This window comes from Burkholderia sp. IT-111MI5, assembly GCF_949752865.1.
In the GTDB taxonomy this organism is placed as follows: domain Bacteria; phylum Pseudomonadota; class Gammaproteobacteria; order Burkholderiales; family Burkholderiaceae; genus Burkholderia; species Burkholderia pyrrocinia_C.
In genome coordinates this window covers 218,797-235,320 of record NZ_CATKIF010000022.1, presented here as the reverse complement: position 1 = coordinate 235,320, position 16,524 = coordinate 218,797, and the positions used below count along the sequence as shown (strand labels likewise).

14 protein-coding genes are annotated in these 16,524 nt (G+C 67.7%); 8 read left to right on the top strand and 6 right to left on the bottom strand.

The genetic code is table 11. The features are described from left to right. Positions 1–146 precede the first annotated feature (146 nt). From ACM6JT_RS19395 to ACM6JT_RS19370, 6 genes are all read left to right on the top strand, one after another. Positions 147–1,760, top strand: a complete 1,614-nt coding sequence (locus ACM6JT_RS19395; RefSeq protein WP_034181603.1) for a peptide ABC transporter substrate-binding protein — start codon at positions 147–149, stop codon at positions 1,758–1,760. An 11-nt stretch (positions 1,761–1,771) separates the two neighbouring features. Next, complete coding sequence (locus ACM6JT_RS19390; RefSeq protein WP_034181604.1) at positions 1,772–2,710, top strand: ABC transporter permease subunit; 939 nt, start codon at positions 1,772–1,774, stop codon at positions 2,708–2,710. Positions 2,711–2,723: 13 nt separating this feature from the next. Further along, positions 2,724–3,626 carry an ABC transporter permease gene (locus tag ACM6JT_RS19385; protein WP_217590303.1) on the top strand — a complete coding sequence of 301 codons (903 nt, stop codon included), beginning with the start codon at positions 2,724–2,726 and terminating at the stop codon, positions 3,624–3,626. Position 3,627: 1 nt separating this feature from the next. After that, positions 3,628–4,620, top strand: coding sequence for an ABC transporter ATP-binding protein (locus tag ACM6JT_RS19380; RefSeq protein WP_105390573.1), 993 nt, complete (start codon positions 3,628–3,630; stop codon positions 4,618–4,620). Beyond that, on the top strand, positions 4,617–5,636 hold the full coding sequence (locus ACM6JT_RS19375; RefSeq protein ID WP_217590302.1) for an ABC transporter ATP-binding protein: 1,020 nt from the start codon (positions 4,617–4,619) through the stop codon (positions 5,634–5,636). The genes ACM6JT_RS19380 and ACM6JT_RS19375 overlap by 4 nt, the downstream gene beginning before the upstream one ends. Positions 5,637–5,800: 164 nt before the next feature. Then, positions 5,801–7,282, top strand: coding sequence for an OprD family porin (locus ACM6JT_RS19370; protein ID WP_217590301.1), 1,482 nt, complete (start codon positions 5,801–5,803; stop codon positions 7,280–7,282). Positions 7,283–7,335: 53 nt separating this feature from the next. Here the strand turns inward: ACM6JT_RS19370 and ACM6JT_RS19365 are convergent, their stop codons facing one another. From ACM6JT_RS19365 to ACM6JT_RS19355, 3 genes are all read right to left on the bottom strand, one after another. Beyond that, positions 7,336–8,331, bottom strand: a complete 996-nt coding sequence (locus ACM6JT_RS19365) for a DedA family protein/thiosulfate sulfurtransferase GlpE (protein WP_034181609.1) — start codon at positions 8,329–8,331, stop codon at positions 7,336–7,338. 154 nt (positions 8,332–8,485) lie between these two features. Then, the gene (locus ACM6JT_RS19360) at positions 8,486–8,755 is read right to left on the bottom strand and encodes a hypothetical protein (RefSeq protein WP_034181610.1); all 270 of its coding nucleotides are present in this window, start codon (positions 8,753–8,755) and stop codon (positions 8,486–8,488) included. A 278-nt stretch (positions 8,756–9,033) separates the two neighbouring features. After that, entirely contained in the window at positions 9,034–11,391 is a 2,358-nt protein-coding gene (locus ACM6JT_RS19355; RefSeq protein ID WP_414857077.1) for a phosphocholine-specific phospholipase C, read from the bottom strand. Between the two features lie 587 nt (positions 11,392–11,978). On the opposite strand from ACM6JT_RS19355, the gene ACM6JT_RS19350 reads away from it, so the two are divergent. Continuing rightward, positions 11,979–12,479, top strand: a complete 501-nt coding sequence (locus ACM6JT_RS19350) for a GNAT family N-acetyltransferase (RefSeq protein ID WP_414857076.1) — start codon at positions 11,979–11,981, stop codon at positions 12,477–12,479. Here the strand turns inward: ACM6JT_RS19350 and ACM6JT_RS19345 are convergent. Next, positions 12,463–12,693: a hypothetical protein gene (locus tag ACM6JT_RS19345; protein ID WP_105390568.1), complete on the bottom strand. Its 231-nt coding sequence runs from the start codon at positions 12,691–12,693 to the stop codon at positions 12,463–12,465. The genes ACM6JT_RS19350 and ACM6JT_RS19345 overlap by 17 nt on opposite strands. 82 nt (positions 12,694–12,775) lie before the next feature. Between ACM6JT_RS19345 and ACM6JT_RS19340 the strand changes: the two genes are divergently transcribed. Next, positions 12,776–14,371 carry a thioredoxin family protein gene (locus tag ACM6JT_RS19340; protein WP_175749620.1) on the top strand — a complete coding sequence of 532 codons (1,596 nt, stop codon included), beginning with the start codon at positions 12,776–12,778 and terminating at the stop codon, positions 14,369–14,371. 39 nt (positions 14,372–14,410) lie between these two features. On the opposite strand, the gene ACM6JT_RS19335 is transcribed toward ACM6JT_RS19340, so the two are convergent. Then, positions 14,411–14,662: a DUF4148 domain-containing protein gene (locus tag ACM6JT_RS19335; protein WP_105390566.1), complete on the bottom strand. Its 252-nt coding sequence runs from the start codon at positions 14,660–14,662 to the stop codon at positions 14,411–14,413. 397 nt (positions 14,663–15,059) lie between these two features. Next, positions 15,060–16,463, bottom strand: a complete 1,404-nt coding sequence (locus ACM6JT_RS19330; protein ID WP_034181616.1) for a GntP family permease — start codon at positions 16,461–16,463, stop codon at positions 15,060–15,062. Between the last annotated feature and the right edge of the window lie 61 nt (positions 16,464–16,524).

Sequence of the window (16,524 nt, the reverse complement as noted above, 5' to 3'; positions counted from 1 at the left end):
GCCTGTCGAAAGAAACGTAAGGAATACTAAGATGAAATACGGGAATCACGGGCCTCCTCAATCGCTGCACCCGTCAGCGTCTCACGCGTAAGCCGCGGCATTCGCCGCGCGACGCTCACCGAACCCACTTTCTCAAGACTGCCACGATGAAATCCTTGCATGCCATGTCGGCCGTGCTGGCCGCGCTCGCCCTGACGACGCCCGTCGCCCACGCCGTTACCGTTCCGTCGAACGTCGCGCTCGCTCCTCAACAGGACCTGACGCGACAGGTGCCCGCCGAAGTCGAGTCGCTCGACCCCGCGCACATCGAGTCGTGGACCGGCAACACGATCGGCCTCGACCTGTTCGAAGGGCTCGCCCGCATCGATGCGGCCGGCCAGGTCGTGCCGGGCGTCGCGCTGTCGTGGGAGCGCAAGACGCCGCAGACGTGGATCTTCAAGCTTCGCCACGACGCGAAGTGGAGCAACGGCCAGCCGGTGACGGCCGCCGATTTCGTCTACGCGTGGCAGCGCCTCGTCGATCCGAAGACGGGCTCGAAATACACGATCCTCGTCGAGTTCGTGAAGAACTCGAAGGACATCATCGCCGGCAAGGCCGCGCCGTCGACGCTCGGCGTGCGCGCCGTCGACCCGTACACGCTCGAGGTGACGACCGACGTGCCCGTCGCGTTCTTCCCGGAGCTGACCGCGATGGTGCCGCTCGCGCCGGTGAACAAGGACACGGTGACGAAACTCGGCGACGCGTGGACGCGCCCGGGCAACATCGTCAGCAACGGCCCGTTCCAGCTGGTCGACTGGCAGCCGAACAACCGCATCGTGATCACGAAGGACGCGAAATACTGGAACGCGCCGAAGGTCGTGATCAACAAGGTCACGTACCTGCCGATCGAAAGCGACGAGACTGCGATGCGCATGTACCAGGCCGGCCAGATCGACTACAGCTATTCGATTCCGTCGGGCATTTTCCAGCAGGTCAGCAAGCAGTTCGGCGGCGAACTGCGCCCGGGCCTGCAGCTCGCGACGTACTACTACTACCTGAACAACAGCGATGCCGCGCTGAAGGACAAGCGCGTGCGCCAGGCGCTGTCGATGGTGATCGATCGCGACGTGCTCACGTCGAAGCTCACGCAGGCCGGCGAGAAGCCGATGTACGGGCTGATGCCGAACGGCACGAAGGGCGTGCAGCCGTTCACGCCGGAATGGGCGTCGTGGCCGATGGCCAAGCGCGTCGAGACCGCGAAGAACCTGCTGAAGCAGGCCGGCTACTCGGACGCGAAGCCGCTGTCGTTCACGCTGACGTACAACACCAACGACCTGCACAAGAAGGTCGCGCTGTTCACCGCGTCGGAATGGCGCACGAAGCTCGGCGTCAACACCAAGCTCGAGAACGTCGAGTTCAAGGTGCTGATGAAGGAGCGGCATGACGGCAAGGTGCAGATCGCGCGCGACGGCTGGTTCGCCGACTACAACGACGCGATGACCTTCTTCGACCTGATCCGCTGCGGCAGCTCGCAGAACACCGTCGGCTACTGCAACAAGCAGGCCGACACGCTCGTCGACGAAGGCAACCAGAAGCTCGACGACAAGGCGCGCGCGGCACTGCTCACGCAGGCGCACGACGCGGCGATGAACGACACGCCGATGGTGCCGCTGTTCCAGTACTCGGCTGATCGTCTCGTCAAGCCGTACGTAGGCGGCTATTCGCTGAAGAACGTGATCGACATGCGTGCTTCGCAGGACATGTACCTGATCAAGCACTGAGCGGAGCGATCATGCTGGCCTACGCTTTGAGGCGCACGTTGTGGGCGGTGCCGACGATCCTCGCGGTCATCACCGTCTGCTACCTGCTGCTGCATTTCACGCCCGGCGGCCCGTTCGATACGGAGAAGCAGCTGTCCGCCGCGACGCTCGCGAACCTGAACGCGAAGTACCACCTCGACGAGCCGCTGTGGAAGCAGTACCTGCTGTATCTCGGCTCGCTGCTGCACGGTGATCTCGGCCCGTCGTTCCGCTACGTCGACTGGTCGGTGAACGATCTCGTGAAGAAGGCGCTGCCCGTGAGCCTCGGCGTGGGCGGCGTGTCGATCCCGCTCTCGATCGTGTTCGGCGTGCTGCTCGGCACCGTCGCGGCCGTGCGCCGCGACAGCTTCATCGACCGCTTCGTGATGCTGATCGGCAACTTCGGCAACGTCGTGCCGCCGTTCGTGCTCGGCCCCGTGCTCGTGTGGATCTTCGCGATCCTGCTGAAGACGTCGGCCGGCAACGGCTGGCTGCCGGCGGGCGGCTGGGGCGACGGCGGCTGGCAGTACCGGCTGCTGCCGATCGTGCTGCTGACCTTCATCAACGTGTCGCTGCTCGCGCGCGTGATGCGCGGCTCGATGATCGAGACGCTGTCGAGCAACTTCATCCGCACCGCGCGCGCGAAGGGCCTGCCGGGCTCGACGATCGTGCTGCGCCACGCGCTGAAGCCCGCGCTGATGCCGGTCGTGTCGCTGTTCGGCACGGTCTGCATCACGTCGATCACGGCGGCCGTCGTCACCGAATCGGTGTTCGCGCTGCCGGGGCTCGGGCAGCTCGTCGTGAACGGTGCGATCAACCGCGACTACACGCTGGTGCTTGGCCTCGTCGTGCTGACGACAGTCTGCGCGGTGCTGTTCAACCTGCTGGTCGACCTCGCGTACGCGTGGCTCGATCCGCGCATCCGTTATTGAGCGAGGCACTGCGATGACTCCGACTACTCCCGTCGTCGGGCTGCCCGTGCAGACCGACTCGCCGCCGCGTTCGCGCTCTCCGCTCGCGCTCGCGATGGCGCGCTTCCTTCACAACCGCGCGGCCGTGTTCAGCCTCGTGCTGCTCGCGCTGGTCACGCTCGCGTGCTTCGTCGGCCCGTGGCTGCTCGCGGCCGATCCCGCCGCGAGCGACTGGGGCTCGATCAGCCTGCCGCCGACCTGGGCGAACCAGCACTGGTTCGGCACCGACGAGCTCGGCCGCGACCTGCTGGTGCGCACGCTGATCGGCGGCCGCGTGTCGATCGAGGTCGGCCTGCTCGGCACGCTCGTGTCGGGCCTGTTCGGTGTCGCGTGGGGCGCGACCGCGGGCTTCGCGGGCGGCCGCGTCGACTCCGTGATGATGCGCATCGTCGACATGATGTACGCGATCCCGTACCTGCTGATCGCGATCCTGATGATGACCCTGTTCGGCCGCTCGTTCATGCTGGTCGTGCTGACCATCAGCGCGTTCTCGTGGATCGACATGGCGCGCGTCGTGCGCGGCCAGACGCTGTCGCTGCGCAACCGCGAGTTCGTCGATGCGGCGCGCGCGATCGGCGTGTCGCCGGCGTCGATCGTGCGGCGCCACGTCGTGCCGAACCTGCTCGGCGTCGTCGTTGTGTACGCAACTGTATCGGTGCCGAACATCGTGCTGACCGAATCGGTGCTGTCGTTCCTCGGCCTCGGCGTGCAGGAACCGATGACGAGCTGGGGCGTGCTGATCCAGGACGGCGCGCAGAAACTGGAATCGATGCCGTGGCTGCTGCTGGCCCCGGCCGTCATGCTGTGCGTGACGCTCTACTGCGTGAACTTCGTTGGCGACGGCCTGCGTGACGCGCTCGACCCGAAGGATCGCTGAAATGGTTGCATTACTCGAAGTCGACAACCTCGGCGTGCGCTTCACGCGCAAGGACGCGCCGCCGATCGACGCCGTGAGCGGCGTGTCGTTCTCGCTCGAAGCCGGCAAGACGCTCGGCATCGTCGGCGAATCGGGCTCCGGCAAGAGCCAGACCGTGATGGCGCTGCTCGGCCTGCTGGCCGGCAACGGCACGACGACCGGCACCGCGCGCTACCGCGGCGACAACCTGCTCGAGATGGATACGCGCGCGCTGAACGCGGTGCGCGGCGACCGGATCGCGATGATCTTCCAGGATCCGATGACGTCGCTCAATCCGTTCCTGACGATCGAGCGGCAGATGACCGAGACGCTGCAGCTGCATCGCAAGCTGTCGCGCAAGGAAGCGACCAAGCGCGCGATCGAGGCGCTCGAATCGGTGCGCATTCCCGACGCGGCGCGGCGCATCCGCATGTATCCGCACGAGTTCTCGGGCGGCATGCGCCAGCGCGTGATGATCGCGATGGCGCTCTTGTCCGAGCCGGAAATCCTGATCGCCGACGAGCCGACCACCGCGCTCGACGTGACCGTGCAGGCGCAGATCATCGACCTGCTGCGCGAGCTGAACCGCGAGCGCGGCACCGCGATCGTGCTGATCACGCACGATATGGGCGTGGTCGCCGGCCTCGCGGACGACGTGATGGTCATGTATGCGGGCCGCACCGTCGAATACGCGCCGGCCGATTCGATCTTCGCGGCGCCGTCGCATCCTTACACGATCGGCCTGCTCAACGCGCTGCCGCGCCTGACCGATGCGGACGATGCGCCGCTCGTCGCGATTCCCGGCAACCCGCCGATGCCCGGCACCGCGCCGGCCGGCTGCGCGTTCGCGAAGCGCTGCACGTATGCGGACGAACGCTGCGGCGCCGCGCGCCCCGCGCTCGAAACTTATGGCGCCGCGGGCGCGGTGCGCGCATGCCACCGCCCGGTGGCCGATCTGGCGGGAGGTCTGCGATGAGCGTCAATGAAAGCCGCAATGCCGGCGCGACGGACGACACGCTGCTGTCCGTCGACGATCTGAAGGTGCATTTCCGCGTGCCGCTCGGCGGCTATCCGTGGTCGCCGAAGGGCACGCTGCGCGCGGTCGACGGCGTGTCGTTCGACGTGAAGCGCGGCGAGACGGTCGGGCTCGTCGGCGAATCGGGCTGCGGGAAGTCGACGCTCGCGCGCGCGCTGATCGGCCTCGTGCCGATGACGGCCGGCACCGTGAAATGGCGCGGCGAAGCCGTCGTGCCCGATCACCTGCGCGGCACCGCGATGCGGCGCGAAGTGCAGATGATCTTCCAGGATCCGCTCGCGTCGCTCGATCCGCGCATGACGATCGAGCAGGTCGTCGCCGAGCCGCTCGTCACGCACCACGCCGGCCTCGGCCGCACCGAGGTGCGCCGCCGCGTGGTCACGATGCTCGAACGCGTCGGCCTGAACGCGCATCACCTGCTGCGTTATCCGCACGAATTCTCCGGCGGGCAGTGCCAGCGCGTCGGCATCGCACGCGCGCTGATCGGCGAGCCGAAGCTCGTGATCTGCGACGAACCTGTCTCGGCGCTCGACGTGTCGATCCAGGCGCAGATCGTGAACCTGCTGCGCGACCTGCAGCGCGAACTGTCGTTGTCCTATCTGTTCGTTGCACACGATCTCGCCGTGGTGAAGGCGATCAGCCGGCGTGTGCTCGTGATGTATCTCGGCCGCGTGATGGAGTTCGGCACGCGGCATGACGTGTACGGCGTGCCGCAGCACCCGTACACGAAGGCGCTGCTCGATGCGGCGCCGACGCCGGAGCCGGCGCGCGAGCGTGCTCGCCGTCCGATGCTGCTGGCGGGCGAGATGCCCTCGCCGCTCAACCCGCCGTCGGGCTGCGCGTTCCGCACGCGCTGCCCGGTCGCGATCGACGCGTGCGCGCAGGACGTGCCGCTGCCGGAAGTGCGGCAGGGGTCGGCGGCGCGTGTCGCGTGCATTCGCGCGGGCGCGGCGTGATTTGAAGTAACGCAGCAAATAAAACCAGGCAGGTCAACAGGGGTAGGTACGGCGCGAACGATCTTCGCGCCGCGGGTACAGGCGCGTCCTTAGCCGGGCACGCCGGGGGGCCGGGAGCGGATCGCAACCGGCGTGGACGATATCAACACAAGACGAGAATCACGATGAAAAAGCAGAAGACGATCGGGACGGCATCGAAGATGCTGCTTGCATGGGGACTGCCGGCGCTCGCCGGCGTCTCGCTGACGGGCGTCGCGCACGCCGACGACGCAGCCCCCGCGCCGCTGACGGTCGCGCAGGCCGCGCCGGCCGCGCCGGCCGCCGGCACGGGCACGGCCGTTGCGCAGGCAACGACCCCGAACGCCGTTATCAACGCCGAGGCGACCCAGGCCGTCACGCCGCCCGACGAGCCGTCGGCCCAGTCGAAGTCGAAGGGCTTCATCGCCGACAGCCACCTCGACTTCCTGTTCCGCAACTATTCGGACGTGCTCGACAACAAGGGCGGGCCGCATCGCCACGCGTGGGTCCAGGGCGCGATGGCGAACTTCGAGTCGGGCTACACGACGGGCCTGATCGGCATCGGCTTCGATGCGTCGCTGTATGCGGCACTGAAGCTCGACGGCGGCGCGGGCGCAGGCAACATGGTGCACGTGGCGAAGGGCGGCGGCGGGTCGAACCAGCTCGCATGGGCCTACCCGGGCATCTACGACATCAAGGCGCGCATCTCGAACACGGTGGTCAAGTACGGTCTGCAGGCCGTCGACAACCCGTTCATGGAGCAGCACGACAACCGTGCACTGCCGCCGACGTTCCTCGGCGCGACGATCGTCAGCAATGAATTCAAGAACGTGATGCTCGAGGCCGGCAGCTTCACGAAGACCGATGCGCGCGGTCATACGACGCTCACCAACCTGACGACGCAATACGGCGGCACGCGCGTCAATCGCCTGTCGTATGTCGGCGGCACGTGGGATTACTCGCCGAACGGCGAAGTCGCGCTGTACGCGAACCAGGCCGACGACGTGTGGCACCAGTACTACGCGTCGGTGAAGCACAGCATCGGCAGCCCGCAGACGATCAAGTGGACGGGCTTCGGCAACGTCTATTCGACGCACGACACGGGCGATGCGCTGCAGGGCAAGATCGACAACAATGCATACAGCCTGTCGGTGGCTGCGCAGCACGGCCCGCACGAACTGCTGCTCGGCTTCCAGCAGGTGCTCGGCGACCAGTTCTTCGACTACCTGAACGAAACGAACGGTATCTTCCTGACCAACTCGATGGACGTCGACTACAACGCGCCGCACGAAAAGTCGCTGCAATTGCGTTACACGTTCTACGGCAAGGAAGCGGGCCTGCCGGGCTTCAAGGCAATGGTCTGGGGCGTGACGGGCTGGGGTGCGGACGGCAGCGCGGGCGCGGCGAACGACCCGACCAAGTCGAGCATCTACTGGAGCAACGGCGCGCCGGTGCAGGGCCGTCACCACGAGTTCGGCTTCATCCCGTCGTACACGTTCCAGAGCGGCAAGCTGAAGGACACGAAGGTCACGTTCATCGCGATGTGGCACACCGGTTCGATGCACTCCTCGGACGCGACGAACAAGGAGTACCGTCTGGTCGTGAACCTGCCGCTGCACGCGTTCTGATCGAAGGGGGCGCACGTCCCCCGCATCGCGCGGCCGGCCTGCGAGCAGTGCGATCAGGCCGGCTTGTGCAACCCCGCGACCGGATCGTTCGCGACGGGCATCTCTTCCGCGAGCGACGTGAGCTGGCGGCCCGTATCGCGCCATGCGTCGAGGCCGCCGCGCAGCGCGAGCGCATCGGTGAAGCCTGCGTCGAGCAGGCGCTTCGCCATCAGCGCGGCCGTCACTTCGTTCGGACACGAGCAGAACACGACGAACTTCTGCGTGAGCGGATAGCGCGCGGCGATGTCGCCGATCTGCCGCTCGTCGGCGAACTGCGCACCGGGAATCGTGAACGGGTCGAGCTTGCGGTGCTCGGGCGAGCGCACATCGAGCACCACCGGTGCGGTGGCGTCGCGCAGCAGCAGGTCGAGTTCGTCGACGCCGATCCGTGCGTTCGCGAGCTGGCGGATCAGCGCGCGGCGGCGCATCCAGCGCACGGCCGCATAGATCGCCAGCAGCGCGACGATGACCAGCAGCACCGCGCGGCCGAGGTGGCTCGCGCCGGCGAACAGCCAGTCGATCTGCCGGTAGAACACGATTCCGGCCACCAGTCCGACGATCGTCCAGACCGCGGCGCCGAGCGCGTCGTAGCCGGCGAACGTGCGATAGCGCGTGCCGAGCGCGCCGGCCATCGGCACCGATACGAGCGACAGCCCGGGAATGAAGCGCGCGACGGCGAGCACGCGCACGCCGTAGCGGCCGAAGAAGCGCTCGGTCTTTCTTACACAGGTATCGCGCGACAGCGACAGCCGGCAGATCGTCTTCAGCGTCGTGCCGCCGTAACGCCGCCCGGCGACGTACCAGACGGTGTCGCCGATCAGTGCGCCGAGCACCGACAGCGCGACCACCGTGACGAGCTGCGAGCCGATCATCGCCGGATGCATCGCGGACATCGCGCCGAACAGCACGAGCGTCGGCATCGCGGGCACCGGCAGGCCGATGGCCGCCGCGAGCACGTTGGCGAACACGAGAAGCGGCCCGTACTGGGCGACGAGGTCACGGAGGAGCATGACGGCTGGCCGAAAAGGAAATGCGTGGGCAGGAAACGCAGATGGGCCGATTATCGGCCATTTTCAAGACAGCGGCGGGAATGACGCAAAGCGCCTGACGGCGGCAGGGGAATGCCGGTGAGCCGGCGCGTTGCGCGCGGCTCACCGTGCGAAATCAGGAGGGGGTACGGGCGAGCGACGCGGCGCCATGGTTTTCGCCGGGCAGCTCGGCGCCGTGCGAGCGGATCGCCGCGATCAGTTCGGCCGGCGTGATCTCGTAGCGGACCTCGCGGTGGATGCCGGGCTTGCGTTCGTCGATCTCGATCAGCAGCACGCTCTTGCCGTCGCCGGTTGCTTCGAGCCGGAGCGAACGCAGTTGGCGGCCGTCGGTCGCGTCGTGTTCGGTGAGCAGGGTCATTGCCCCGGATGAGCCGGTTGTGCGCATCGAACCTATCCTCGTGTCGTGGGTGCCGTAACGGCGAAGATGCGTTTGTTGAATACAGCTTGTCGCAGTTTAACGCGAACGGGCCGCGACACGGAGCATTTTCGTTGGGGCGAAATGAGGGTTGTACCGCACATCCTTCTGATGTTTGACCCGCGCCGGGCGGGCGTTTCAGCCCGATCGCGCGCGGCCGCGGCCGGTGCCTGACCGGCATTCTCGGCCGGGCCGGCGCGGGCGGCGACACGCGGTGCAACACGCGTCGCCGCATCGCCGAGGCGGCGTCAGAAGCGGTCGGCCAGCCCCATCGCCGGGTCGCTGACCGAGTGGCGGCCCGTTTCGACGCGGCCGGCCACGCGGCGCGAGAAGCTCGCGTCGCTGTCGGCGGTGACGATGAAGTCGTACCAGTGGCCGGTCGAATCGAGCTTCCAGTGCAGCTCGGACTGGTCGCCGGCGTGCACCGTGACGGTCCACGTGGTGTCCGTGCCGTTGCCATTGCCGTAATAGTGGCCCTGGTTGTTGCCGTCCTCGTTGCCGTGGCCATGAACGCGATCGTCGTTCGCGCCGCGGCCGGGCAGCGGCCCGTAGACCTGGTTCGACTTCACCGTGAAGCGCACCGTGCCGCCGCCGTCGTTGCGCAGCCGCAGGTGGAGGTTGCCGCTCGCGCCCGCATAGCCGACGCGAACTTCCGGACGAGGCGCGCGGGCGCCGGCCAGGCGGCTCAGGTCGCCGGTGAAGCGGCGGTGATAGCCGTTCGGGCCGAGCACCCACAGGTCGTATTTGCCGCCGTTGTCGGCGCGCGCGGCCCAGTCGCCGTGCAGTGTCTTGCCCGGCTCGACGACGTAGCGCCGCGGCAGGCGGTCGAGGTGCAGCTTGTCATAGACGTGAAACACGGCGGCGGCGCGGCCCGTGTTCGCGAACTTCAGCGTGACCGTGCCGGTGCCGGCATCGGTGCGCGCGCTCGCATGCAGCTCGTACGGCAGCGCGCGCGACGGGCGCACGCCGGTGGCCTGCGCGGGCAGCGCCGGCGCGGCCGGCGGCACGATCTTCGGCGCGGCCTGCTGCGCGGCGCTCAGCGCGTCGACCTGGCTTTTCGTCGTATGGCCCGCGAGCGTCGGCAGCGGCTCGTTGTTCGGCGAGCGGAAGTTGAACGCGCTCGTCAGGTCGCCGCACACCGCGCGGCGATACGCGCTGATCTGCGGTTCGGCAACACCGAAGCGCTTCTCGAGGAAGAGCAGCGTCGACGTATGGTCGAACACCTGCGAATTGACCCAGCCGCCGCGGCTCCACGGCGACACGACCCACATCGGCACGCGCGGGCCCGGGCCGTACGGGCGGCCGTCCGCCGCCGGCTGGCTCGACGTGGCCGGCGTGAAGTCGTGGTATTCGACGGCGACGTCGGCGTCCCGCAGCGTATGGCCGCCCGCGAGCGTGCCGTCGGCGTTGCGCGACGGCACGGCCGGCGACGGCATGTGGTCGAAGAAGCCGTCGTTCTCGTCGAAGTTGACCAGCAGCACCGTCTTGCTCCACACCTCCGGGTTCGCCGTCAGCGCATCGAGCACGGCCTGCACGTACCAGCCGCCCTGCGCGGGGCTCGACGGTCCCGGGTGTTCGCTGTACGCGGACGGCGGGATGATCCACGACACTTCCGGCAGCTTGCCGTTGCGGATGTCGTCGCGGAATGATTCGAGAAAGCCGTACGGCATCGTGTTGCCGAAGCCCTTCGCGAGCGGGCTCAGCGGATCGTCGATCGCCGGATCGTAGAACGCGCCGGCCGCCGTCACGGGCTGCGTGATGTCCGTCGACGCGACGTACGCGGGCCGGCGCGCGGCCGGCATCTGCTCGATCGCCGCGCGCCAGTGGCGGAAGCTCATCATCTCGTTGCAGCCGAAATTGTCGATCAGGCTCTGGTAGACCTTCCAGTTCACGCCGGCTTGCTGCAGCCGGTCGGCATAGGTCGTCCAGGTCCAGCCCTGGCTCGACGGGCCGATGTCGTTGCCGCCGTTGAACTGGTTGTTCAGCGCGGCGATCTTTACGCGGCTGCCGTCGGCCGGGCTGATGCCGTTCGGGCCGTTGGTGCCGCTCCAGTAGAACAGGCGGTTCGCGATCGTGCCGGTGTGCATCCCGCAGTGGTAGTGGTCGCACAGCGTGAACGCATCGGCGAGCGCGCGCTGGAACGGCACTTCCGCCGCGTCGTAATAGCCCATCGACAGCGGCGTTTTCGCATCGGGCCAGCGGTTCATCCGGCCGTGATCCCATGCGGCCTGCGCATCGGCCCACGCGTGCGGCGTGCCGCCCGCGCGCTGCGCGTTGCCCTGGCTCGCGTCGAGGTGATATGGCGTGCAGGTCGTGGCGGGCGTCGCCTTCGTGTACGTCTGGTAGAACACGTCGCGGCCGTTCGGCGACGGCACCGCGAAGCGGTCGCCGTAGCCGCGCACGCCCTTGAACGTGCCGAAGTAGCTGTCGAATGCGCGATTCTCCATCATCAGCAGCACGACGTGCTTGACGTCCTTGATGGTCCCCGTTTCGTGAAATGCGGGAATGGCGAGCGCGCGGCGGATGCTCGGCGGAAACGCGGACAGCGCGGCGGCGGCGAGGCCGGAAGTGGCGGTCTGCTGAAGGAATTTGCGGCGTGACGTCATGGCGTTCGGATCCTGTGATGGTGGGAGCGTTCGTGACTTCGTCTGGATGCGCCCGTGCGTCGTCCCCCCTGGGACGATCCGCGACGCGTGTGCGTGCGAGTACGTCGGCCGCGCGTGGCGGAGCTGCGCGCATCGCGCGACGTGTGGCGTCGAGCGGTGTCGCGGATGCATCGGCCGTCGTCGCGGTCCTGCGCGCCGCGCGCTCGTGATGCGCGGGCAGGACGTCGGCACACACCGGCCCGGCGCATGCCGGGCTGGGCGGCGCCCAGTCTAGGGAGCCGACATGACGTCGACGTGATGAAGAGATGACATCGCATGTCGTGCGCGTGACGTTGTGTGCGCAACGATTATTCCGGGTGCGATGCGTGGCGGAAGCGGGTAAGGAATTACCGATCGCCGCGTGCGGAACCGGTCATATTTTTCCGAATCGCCGCCTGCGGCGTGATCGTGTGTCGTTGCAGATACAACGGCATCGCGCGACGACGTGTCGCCCATGTTTCAAATGCATGAAATCGGCTAAGCTCGAAACGTCGCTGCACGTGTGCGCAGTCCGCGCCGCCGGCGCGACTTTTCGGACCGGCCCACCCATGACCGACATCAAGATCCGGCACAGCGAGACGCACGACGTCGACGCGATCCGGCAGATCGCCGCCCATCCCGCGGTGTACATGAATACGTTGCAGCATCCGTTTCCGTCGCTCGAGAAATGGCAGCAGCGGCTCGAAAACGCGCGCGAGCGCGGCGTGAGCCTCGTCGCCGAAATCGACGGTGCGGTGGTCGGCCACCTCGGCCTGCATCCCGAGCCGAATCCGCGCCGGCGCCATGCGGCGGGGCTCGGCATGATGGTCGACGCGGCCCGTCACGGGCGCGGCGTCGGCAGCCGGCTGCTCGCGGCCGCGATCGATCTCGCGGAAAACTGGCTGAACATCACGCGTCTCCAGTTGACCGTGTTCACCGACAACCGCGCGGCAATCGCACTCTACGAGAAGCACGGTTTCCGGATCGAAGGCGAATCGCCGGGCTATGCATTGCGCGACGGCGCGCATGCGGCCGTGTATCACATGGCGCGGATCAAGGGCCGGCAGTGAACGGCCGGCCGGCGCGGGCGTGACGAAACGCGCGGCCACGGTGCCGCGCGTCATATTCATTCGAGAATTCGTTCGTTTTCCGCAGGCTGCGCCGGTCGTATCGTTGATCGATTTGCCGGTCGCTTCGGCCGGCGTGCGCTTTTTTCGCGTCGATGCGCGTGCCATGCGCCGCCGCATTCCGGCGTGCGTCTCGCCGCACGTCGGTGCGCTTCATCGTTTCATGAACATCGCTTCATGGTCATCGTTTCGCACGACACATCTTCCCGCAACCGTCTCTTTCAACGGAACCTGCCTCGATGAAAACCGCTCTCCGGAATCTGACTGCCGCCTGCCTGTTCGCCGCCGCGGGAGCGGCGTTTGCCGCTGCCGCGCCTTCGGGCGCCGCGGTGGCGAGCGCGTCGCCCGAAGGCGCGCATCTGCCGCCCGGCATCGCGTGGCAGCACGGCGATGTCGATGCCGCATTCGCGCTGGCGAAGCGCACCGGCAAGCCGCTGCTGCTGTACTGGGGCGCGGTGTGGTGCCCGTCGTGCAACCAGGTGAAGTCGACCATCTTCAGCCAGCAGGCATTCAAGACCCGCTCGTCGTTTTTCGTGCCCGTGTATCTCGACGGCGATACCGAAAGCGCGCAGAAGCTCGGCGAGCGTTTCAAGGTGCACGGCTATCCGACGATGATCCTGTTCCGCCCCGACGGCACCGAAGTGACGCGGCTGCCGGGCGAGGCCGATCTCGACCGCTACATGCAGGCGCTGTCGCTCGGGATGACGGCCGCGCATCCGGTGCGGCAGACGCTCGCGACTGCGCTGAAGAACGGCGCGTCGCTGACGCCGGACGAATGGCGCCTGCTGGCCGACTATTCGTGGGACACCGACGGCGCACTGCCGGTGCCGGCCGATCGTGTCGCCGAGACGCTGCAGTCGCTCGCGCAACGCGCGCGGGCGGCCGGCGCGAAGGCCGAATCGGCGCGTTTCGCGCTGAAGTCGGCGGTGGTCGCCGCGTCGGACGATCCGGCGCAGGCCGGCGCGCTCGACAAGGCGGCGCTCGCCGATTCGCTGCGCGCGGTGCTGCACGATCCCGCGCTGGCGCGGGCCGATTCCGACGTGCTGGTCGCGGCGCCTGCACGCGTGGTCGCGTATCTCGGCGGCGACGACGCGCAGCGCGCGAAATTGCGCGGCGCGTACGACACGGCGCTCGCGCGCTTGTCGACCGACACCACGCTGTCGTCGATCGACAAGCTGATGGCGCTGCACGGCCGCGTGCTGCTTGCGCGCGGCGACGCGCGCAAGGGCGCGCCGCTCGCTGCGCCGGCGCTGGCCGACACCGCGCGCAAGCAGATTGCCGCGTCGGTGCAGGGCGCCGCGAATGCGTATGAACGGCAGGCACTCGTCAGCGAAGGCGCGGACACGCTGACCGACGCGGGGCTGTACGACGAGTCGGATGCATTGCTGAAGGCCGAGTTGCCGCGTTCGTCGACGCCGTATTACTTCATGTCGGGGCTGGCCGCGAATGCGAAGGCACGCGGCGACAAGGCCGCGGCGCTCGACTGGTATCGCAAGGCATACGACTCGGCGAGCGGGCCGGCGACGAAGCTGCGCTGGGGCGCGACCTATTTTGCGAATGCGGTCGAACTGGCGCCGGACGATTCGGCGCGTATCGAAGGGATTGCCGCGAGTGTGCTCGCGCAGGCCGACAAGACCCGGGACGCGTTCTATGGCGCGAACCTGCGCGCATTGACGAAGGTCGTCACGCAATTGAACCGCTGGCGCAGCGGCGGCGCGCACGATGCGTCGGTCCGGTCGGTCGTGAAGCAGTTCGACGGCGTATGCGGGAAACTGCCCGCGGGCGATCCGCAGGCAGCGGCGTGCGCGAAGCTGATCCAGCCCGTGAAGGCGTAACGACGCACGCGCACATCGTCGAGCGGGCCGGACGATAGATTACCGGCCCGACTCCGACGACGCGCCGCGATCGCTGCCGTATCCGGCGTCGTGCTCGCGGGCAATCTTCGCTTCGGCGGAAACGATGCTGGCCGGATAGAACCAGTCGCTCGACTGGAAGCCGGCCTGCTTGAGCGCCTTCACTTCGGCGTGAACCTGTGCGCGCGTCAGCGGCTGGTTCGACTGCGCTTGCGCGGCGAGCGGGGCCGATACGGCCAGGGCAAGGGCAACGGCTTGGATCAGGCGCTTCATGATCGGGACCTCCAGGATTTCGATGATTCGCCGCGCTTCGTTCGTCGAAGCGCCGGGCGACGTTGGAACCAGTGTAGGCCGGGGCGGGCGTGCGAAAAATGCGATCGCGCCCAACGCAGTGTTTTGCTGCGGGTAACAATGGGCAGGCGGTGGCGGGCGATGCCGGATGTCGACTTGACGGGAGTGACGGGCGAGGGGCGCCACGCGAGCCGCGCGGCGGTGCGGAGCCGACCGGTTCCGGTGAGCGGGGAAATGAAATCGGACCGGATGCGAACTCCGGAATCCATTCCGGTTCGCATGCGGTCCGATCGTGACAGGCCAGTCGGGCTTGCGGAGGCCTGCACGGCGATGCGGCAGGCCGGAAGGCGGCGTACGGAACGCCGCCTCATGCAGGCACTTACACGAGCCCCGTCGTGTAGTACACCGCGATCACGAAGAACACCGCGAGCGTCTTGATGACGGTGACCGCGAAGATGTCGCGATACGACTCGCGGTGCGTGAGGCCCGTGACTGCGAGCAGCGTGATGACCGCGCCGTTGTGCGGCAGCGTGTCCATGCCGCCGCTCGCCATTGCGACGACCCGGTGCAGCACGTCCATCGGAATGTTGGCTGCCTGCGCGCCCTTGATGAACAGGTCCGACATCGCGGCGAGCGCGATGCTCATGCCGCCCGACGCCGAGCCCGTGATGCCGGCGAGCGAGCTGACCGACACGGCCGCGTTGACGAGCGGGTTCGGGATGCTCTTCAGCGCATCGCCGACGACCAGGAAGCCCGGCAGTGCGGCGATCACGCCGCCGAAGCCGTATTCCGACGCGGTGTTCATCGCGGCGAGCAGTGCGCCGCCGACGGCGGCTTTCGAGCCGGCCGCGAAGCGGTCGCTGACGCGATTGAACGCGGTCAGCACGACCAGCACGATGCCGAGCAGCAGCGCCGCCTCGACCGACCAGATCGCGACGACGGTCTTGATCGACGTCGTCACCGGCGTGTGCACGCCCGGCAGCACGTCCGGCGCGACCGTGTACGACGCGGCGCCGTACCACTGCGGGATCAGCTTTGTGAACAGGAAGTTCGACACGCCGACGAGGATCAGCGGCAGGATCGCGAGCGCCGGGTGCGGCAGCGACGTCGCCTCGACGCGTTCCGGCTCGTTGACGAGCGACGTGCCGTAGCCTTCGCCCTTCGCCATCGCCGAGCGGCGGCGCCATTCCAGATAAGAGAGGCCGACGACGACGATGAACAGCGAGCCGATCGTGCCGAGTGCCGGTGCGGCCCACGCGGTCGTCTTGAAGAACGTGGTCGGGATGATGTTCTGGATCTGCGGCGTGCCGGGCAGCGAATCCATCGTGAACGAGAACGCGCCGAGCGCGATCGCGCCGGGCATCAGCCGCTTCGGAATGTTGCTCTGGCGATAGAGTTCGGCCGCGAACGGATAGACCGCGAACACCACGACGAACAGCGACACGCCGCCATAGGTGAGCAGCGCGCACACCGCGACGATCACCGCATTCGCGCGCGAGCGGCCGATGTAGCGGATCGCCGCATGGACGATCGACTCGGAGAACCCGGACAGTTCGATCACCTTGCCGAACACCGCGCCGAGCATGAACACCGGGAAATACAGTTTGACGAAGCCGACCATCTTCTCCATGAAGATGCCGGAGAAGACCGGTGCGACGGCGGCGGGTTCGGTCAGGAGCACCGCGCCGAGCGCGGCGATCGGCGCGAACAGGATCACGCTGTAGCCGCGATACGCGGCATACATCAGGAACGCCAGCGCGGCGAGGACGATCACGAAAGACAAGGGGAGTCTCCTAATGGCTTTGGTTGTTGTTCGATCGCGCGACGCGCCGCGGACCGGCTCA

Excerpts from the sequence above, each read along its gene's own strand:
- ACM6JT_RS19395 (WP_034181603.1), top strand. The coding sequence starts at position 147 with ATGAAATCCTTGCATGCCATGTCGGCCGTGCTGGCCGCGCTCGCCCTG.
- ACM6JT_RS19390 (WP_034181604.1), top strand. The coding sequence starts at position 1,772 with ATGCTGGCCTACGCTTTGAGGCGCACGTTGTGGGCGGTGCCGACGATC.
- ACM6JT_RS19385 (WP_217590303.1), top strand. The coding sequence starts at position 2,724 with ATGACTCCGACTACTCCCGTCGTCGGGCTGCCCGTGCAGACCGACTCG.
- ACM6JT_RS19380 (WP_105390573.1), top strand. The coding sequence starts at position 3,628 with ATGGTTGCATTACTCGAAGTCGACAACCTCGGCGTGCGCTTCACGCGC.
- ACM6JT_RS19375 (WP_217590302.1), top strand. The coding sequence starts at position 4,617 with ATGAGCGTCAATGAAAGCCGCAATGCCGGCGCGACGGACGACACGCTG.
- ACM6JT_RS19370 (WP_217590301.1), top strand. The coding sequence starts at position 5,801 with ATGAAAAAGCAGAAGACGATCGGGACGGCATCGAAGATGCTGCTTGCA.
- ACM6JT_RS19365 (WP_034181609.1), bottom strand. The coding sequence starts at position 8,331 with ATGCTCCTCCGTGACCTCGTCGCCCAGTACGGGCCGCTTCTCGTGTTC.
- ACM6JT_RS19360 (WP_034181610.1), bottom strand. The coding sequence starts at position 8,755 with ATGCGCACAACCGGCTCATCCGGGGCAATGACCCTGCTCACCGAACAC.
- ACM6JT_RS19355 (WP_414857077.1), bottom strand. The coding sequence starts at position 11,391 with ATGACGTCACGCCGCAAATTCCTTCAGCAGACCGCCACTTCCGGCCTC.
- ACM6JT_RS19350 (WP_414857076.1), top strand. The coding sequence starts at position 11,979 with ATGACCGACATCAAGATCCGGCACAGCGAGACGCACGACGTCGACGCG.
- ACM6JT_RS19345 (WP_105390568.1), bottom strand. The coding sequence starts at position 12,693 with ATGAAGCGCACCGACGTGCGGCGAGACGCACGCCGGAATGCGGCGGCG.
- ACM6JT_RS19340 (WP_175749620.1), top strand. The coding sequence starts at position 12,776 with ATGAAAACCGCTCTCCGGAATCTGACTGCCGCCTGCCTGTTCGCCGCC.
- ACM6JT_RS19335 (WP_105390566.1), bottom strand. The coding sequence starts at position 14,662 with ATGAAGCGCCTGATCCAAGCCGTTGCCCTTGCCCTGGCCGTATCGGCC.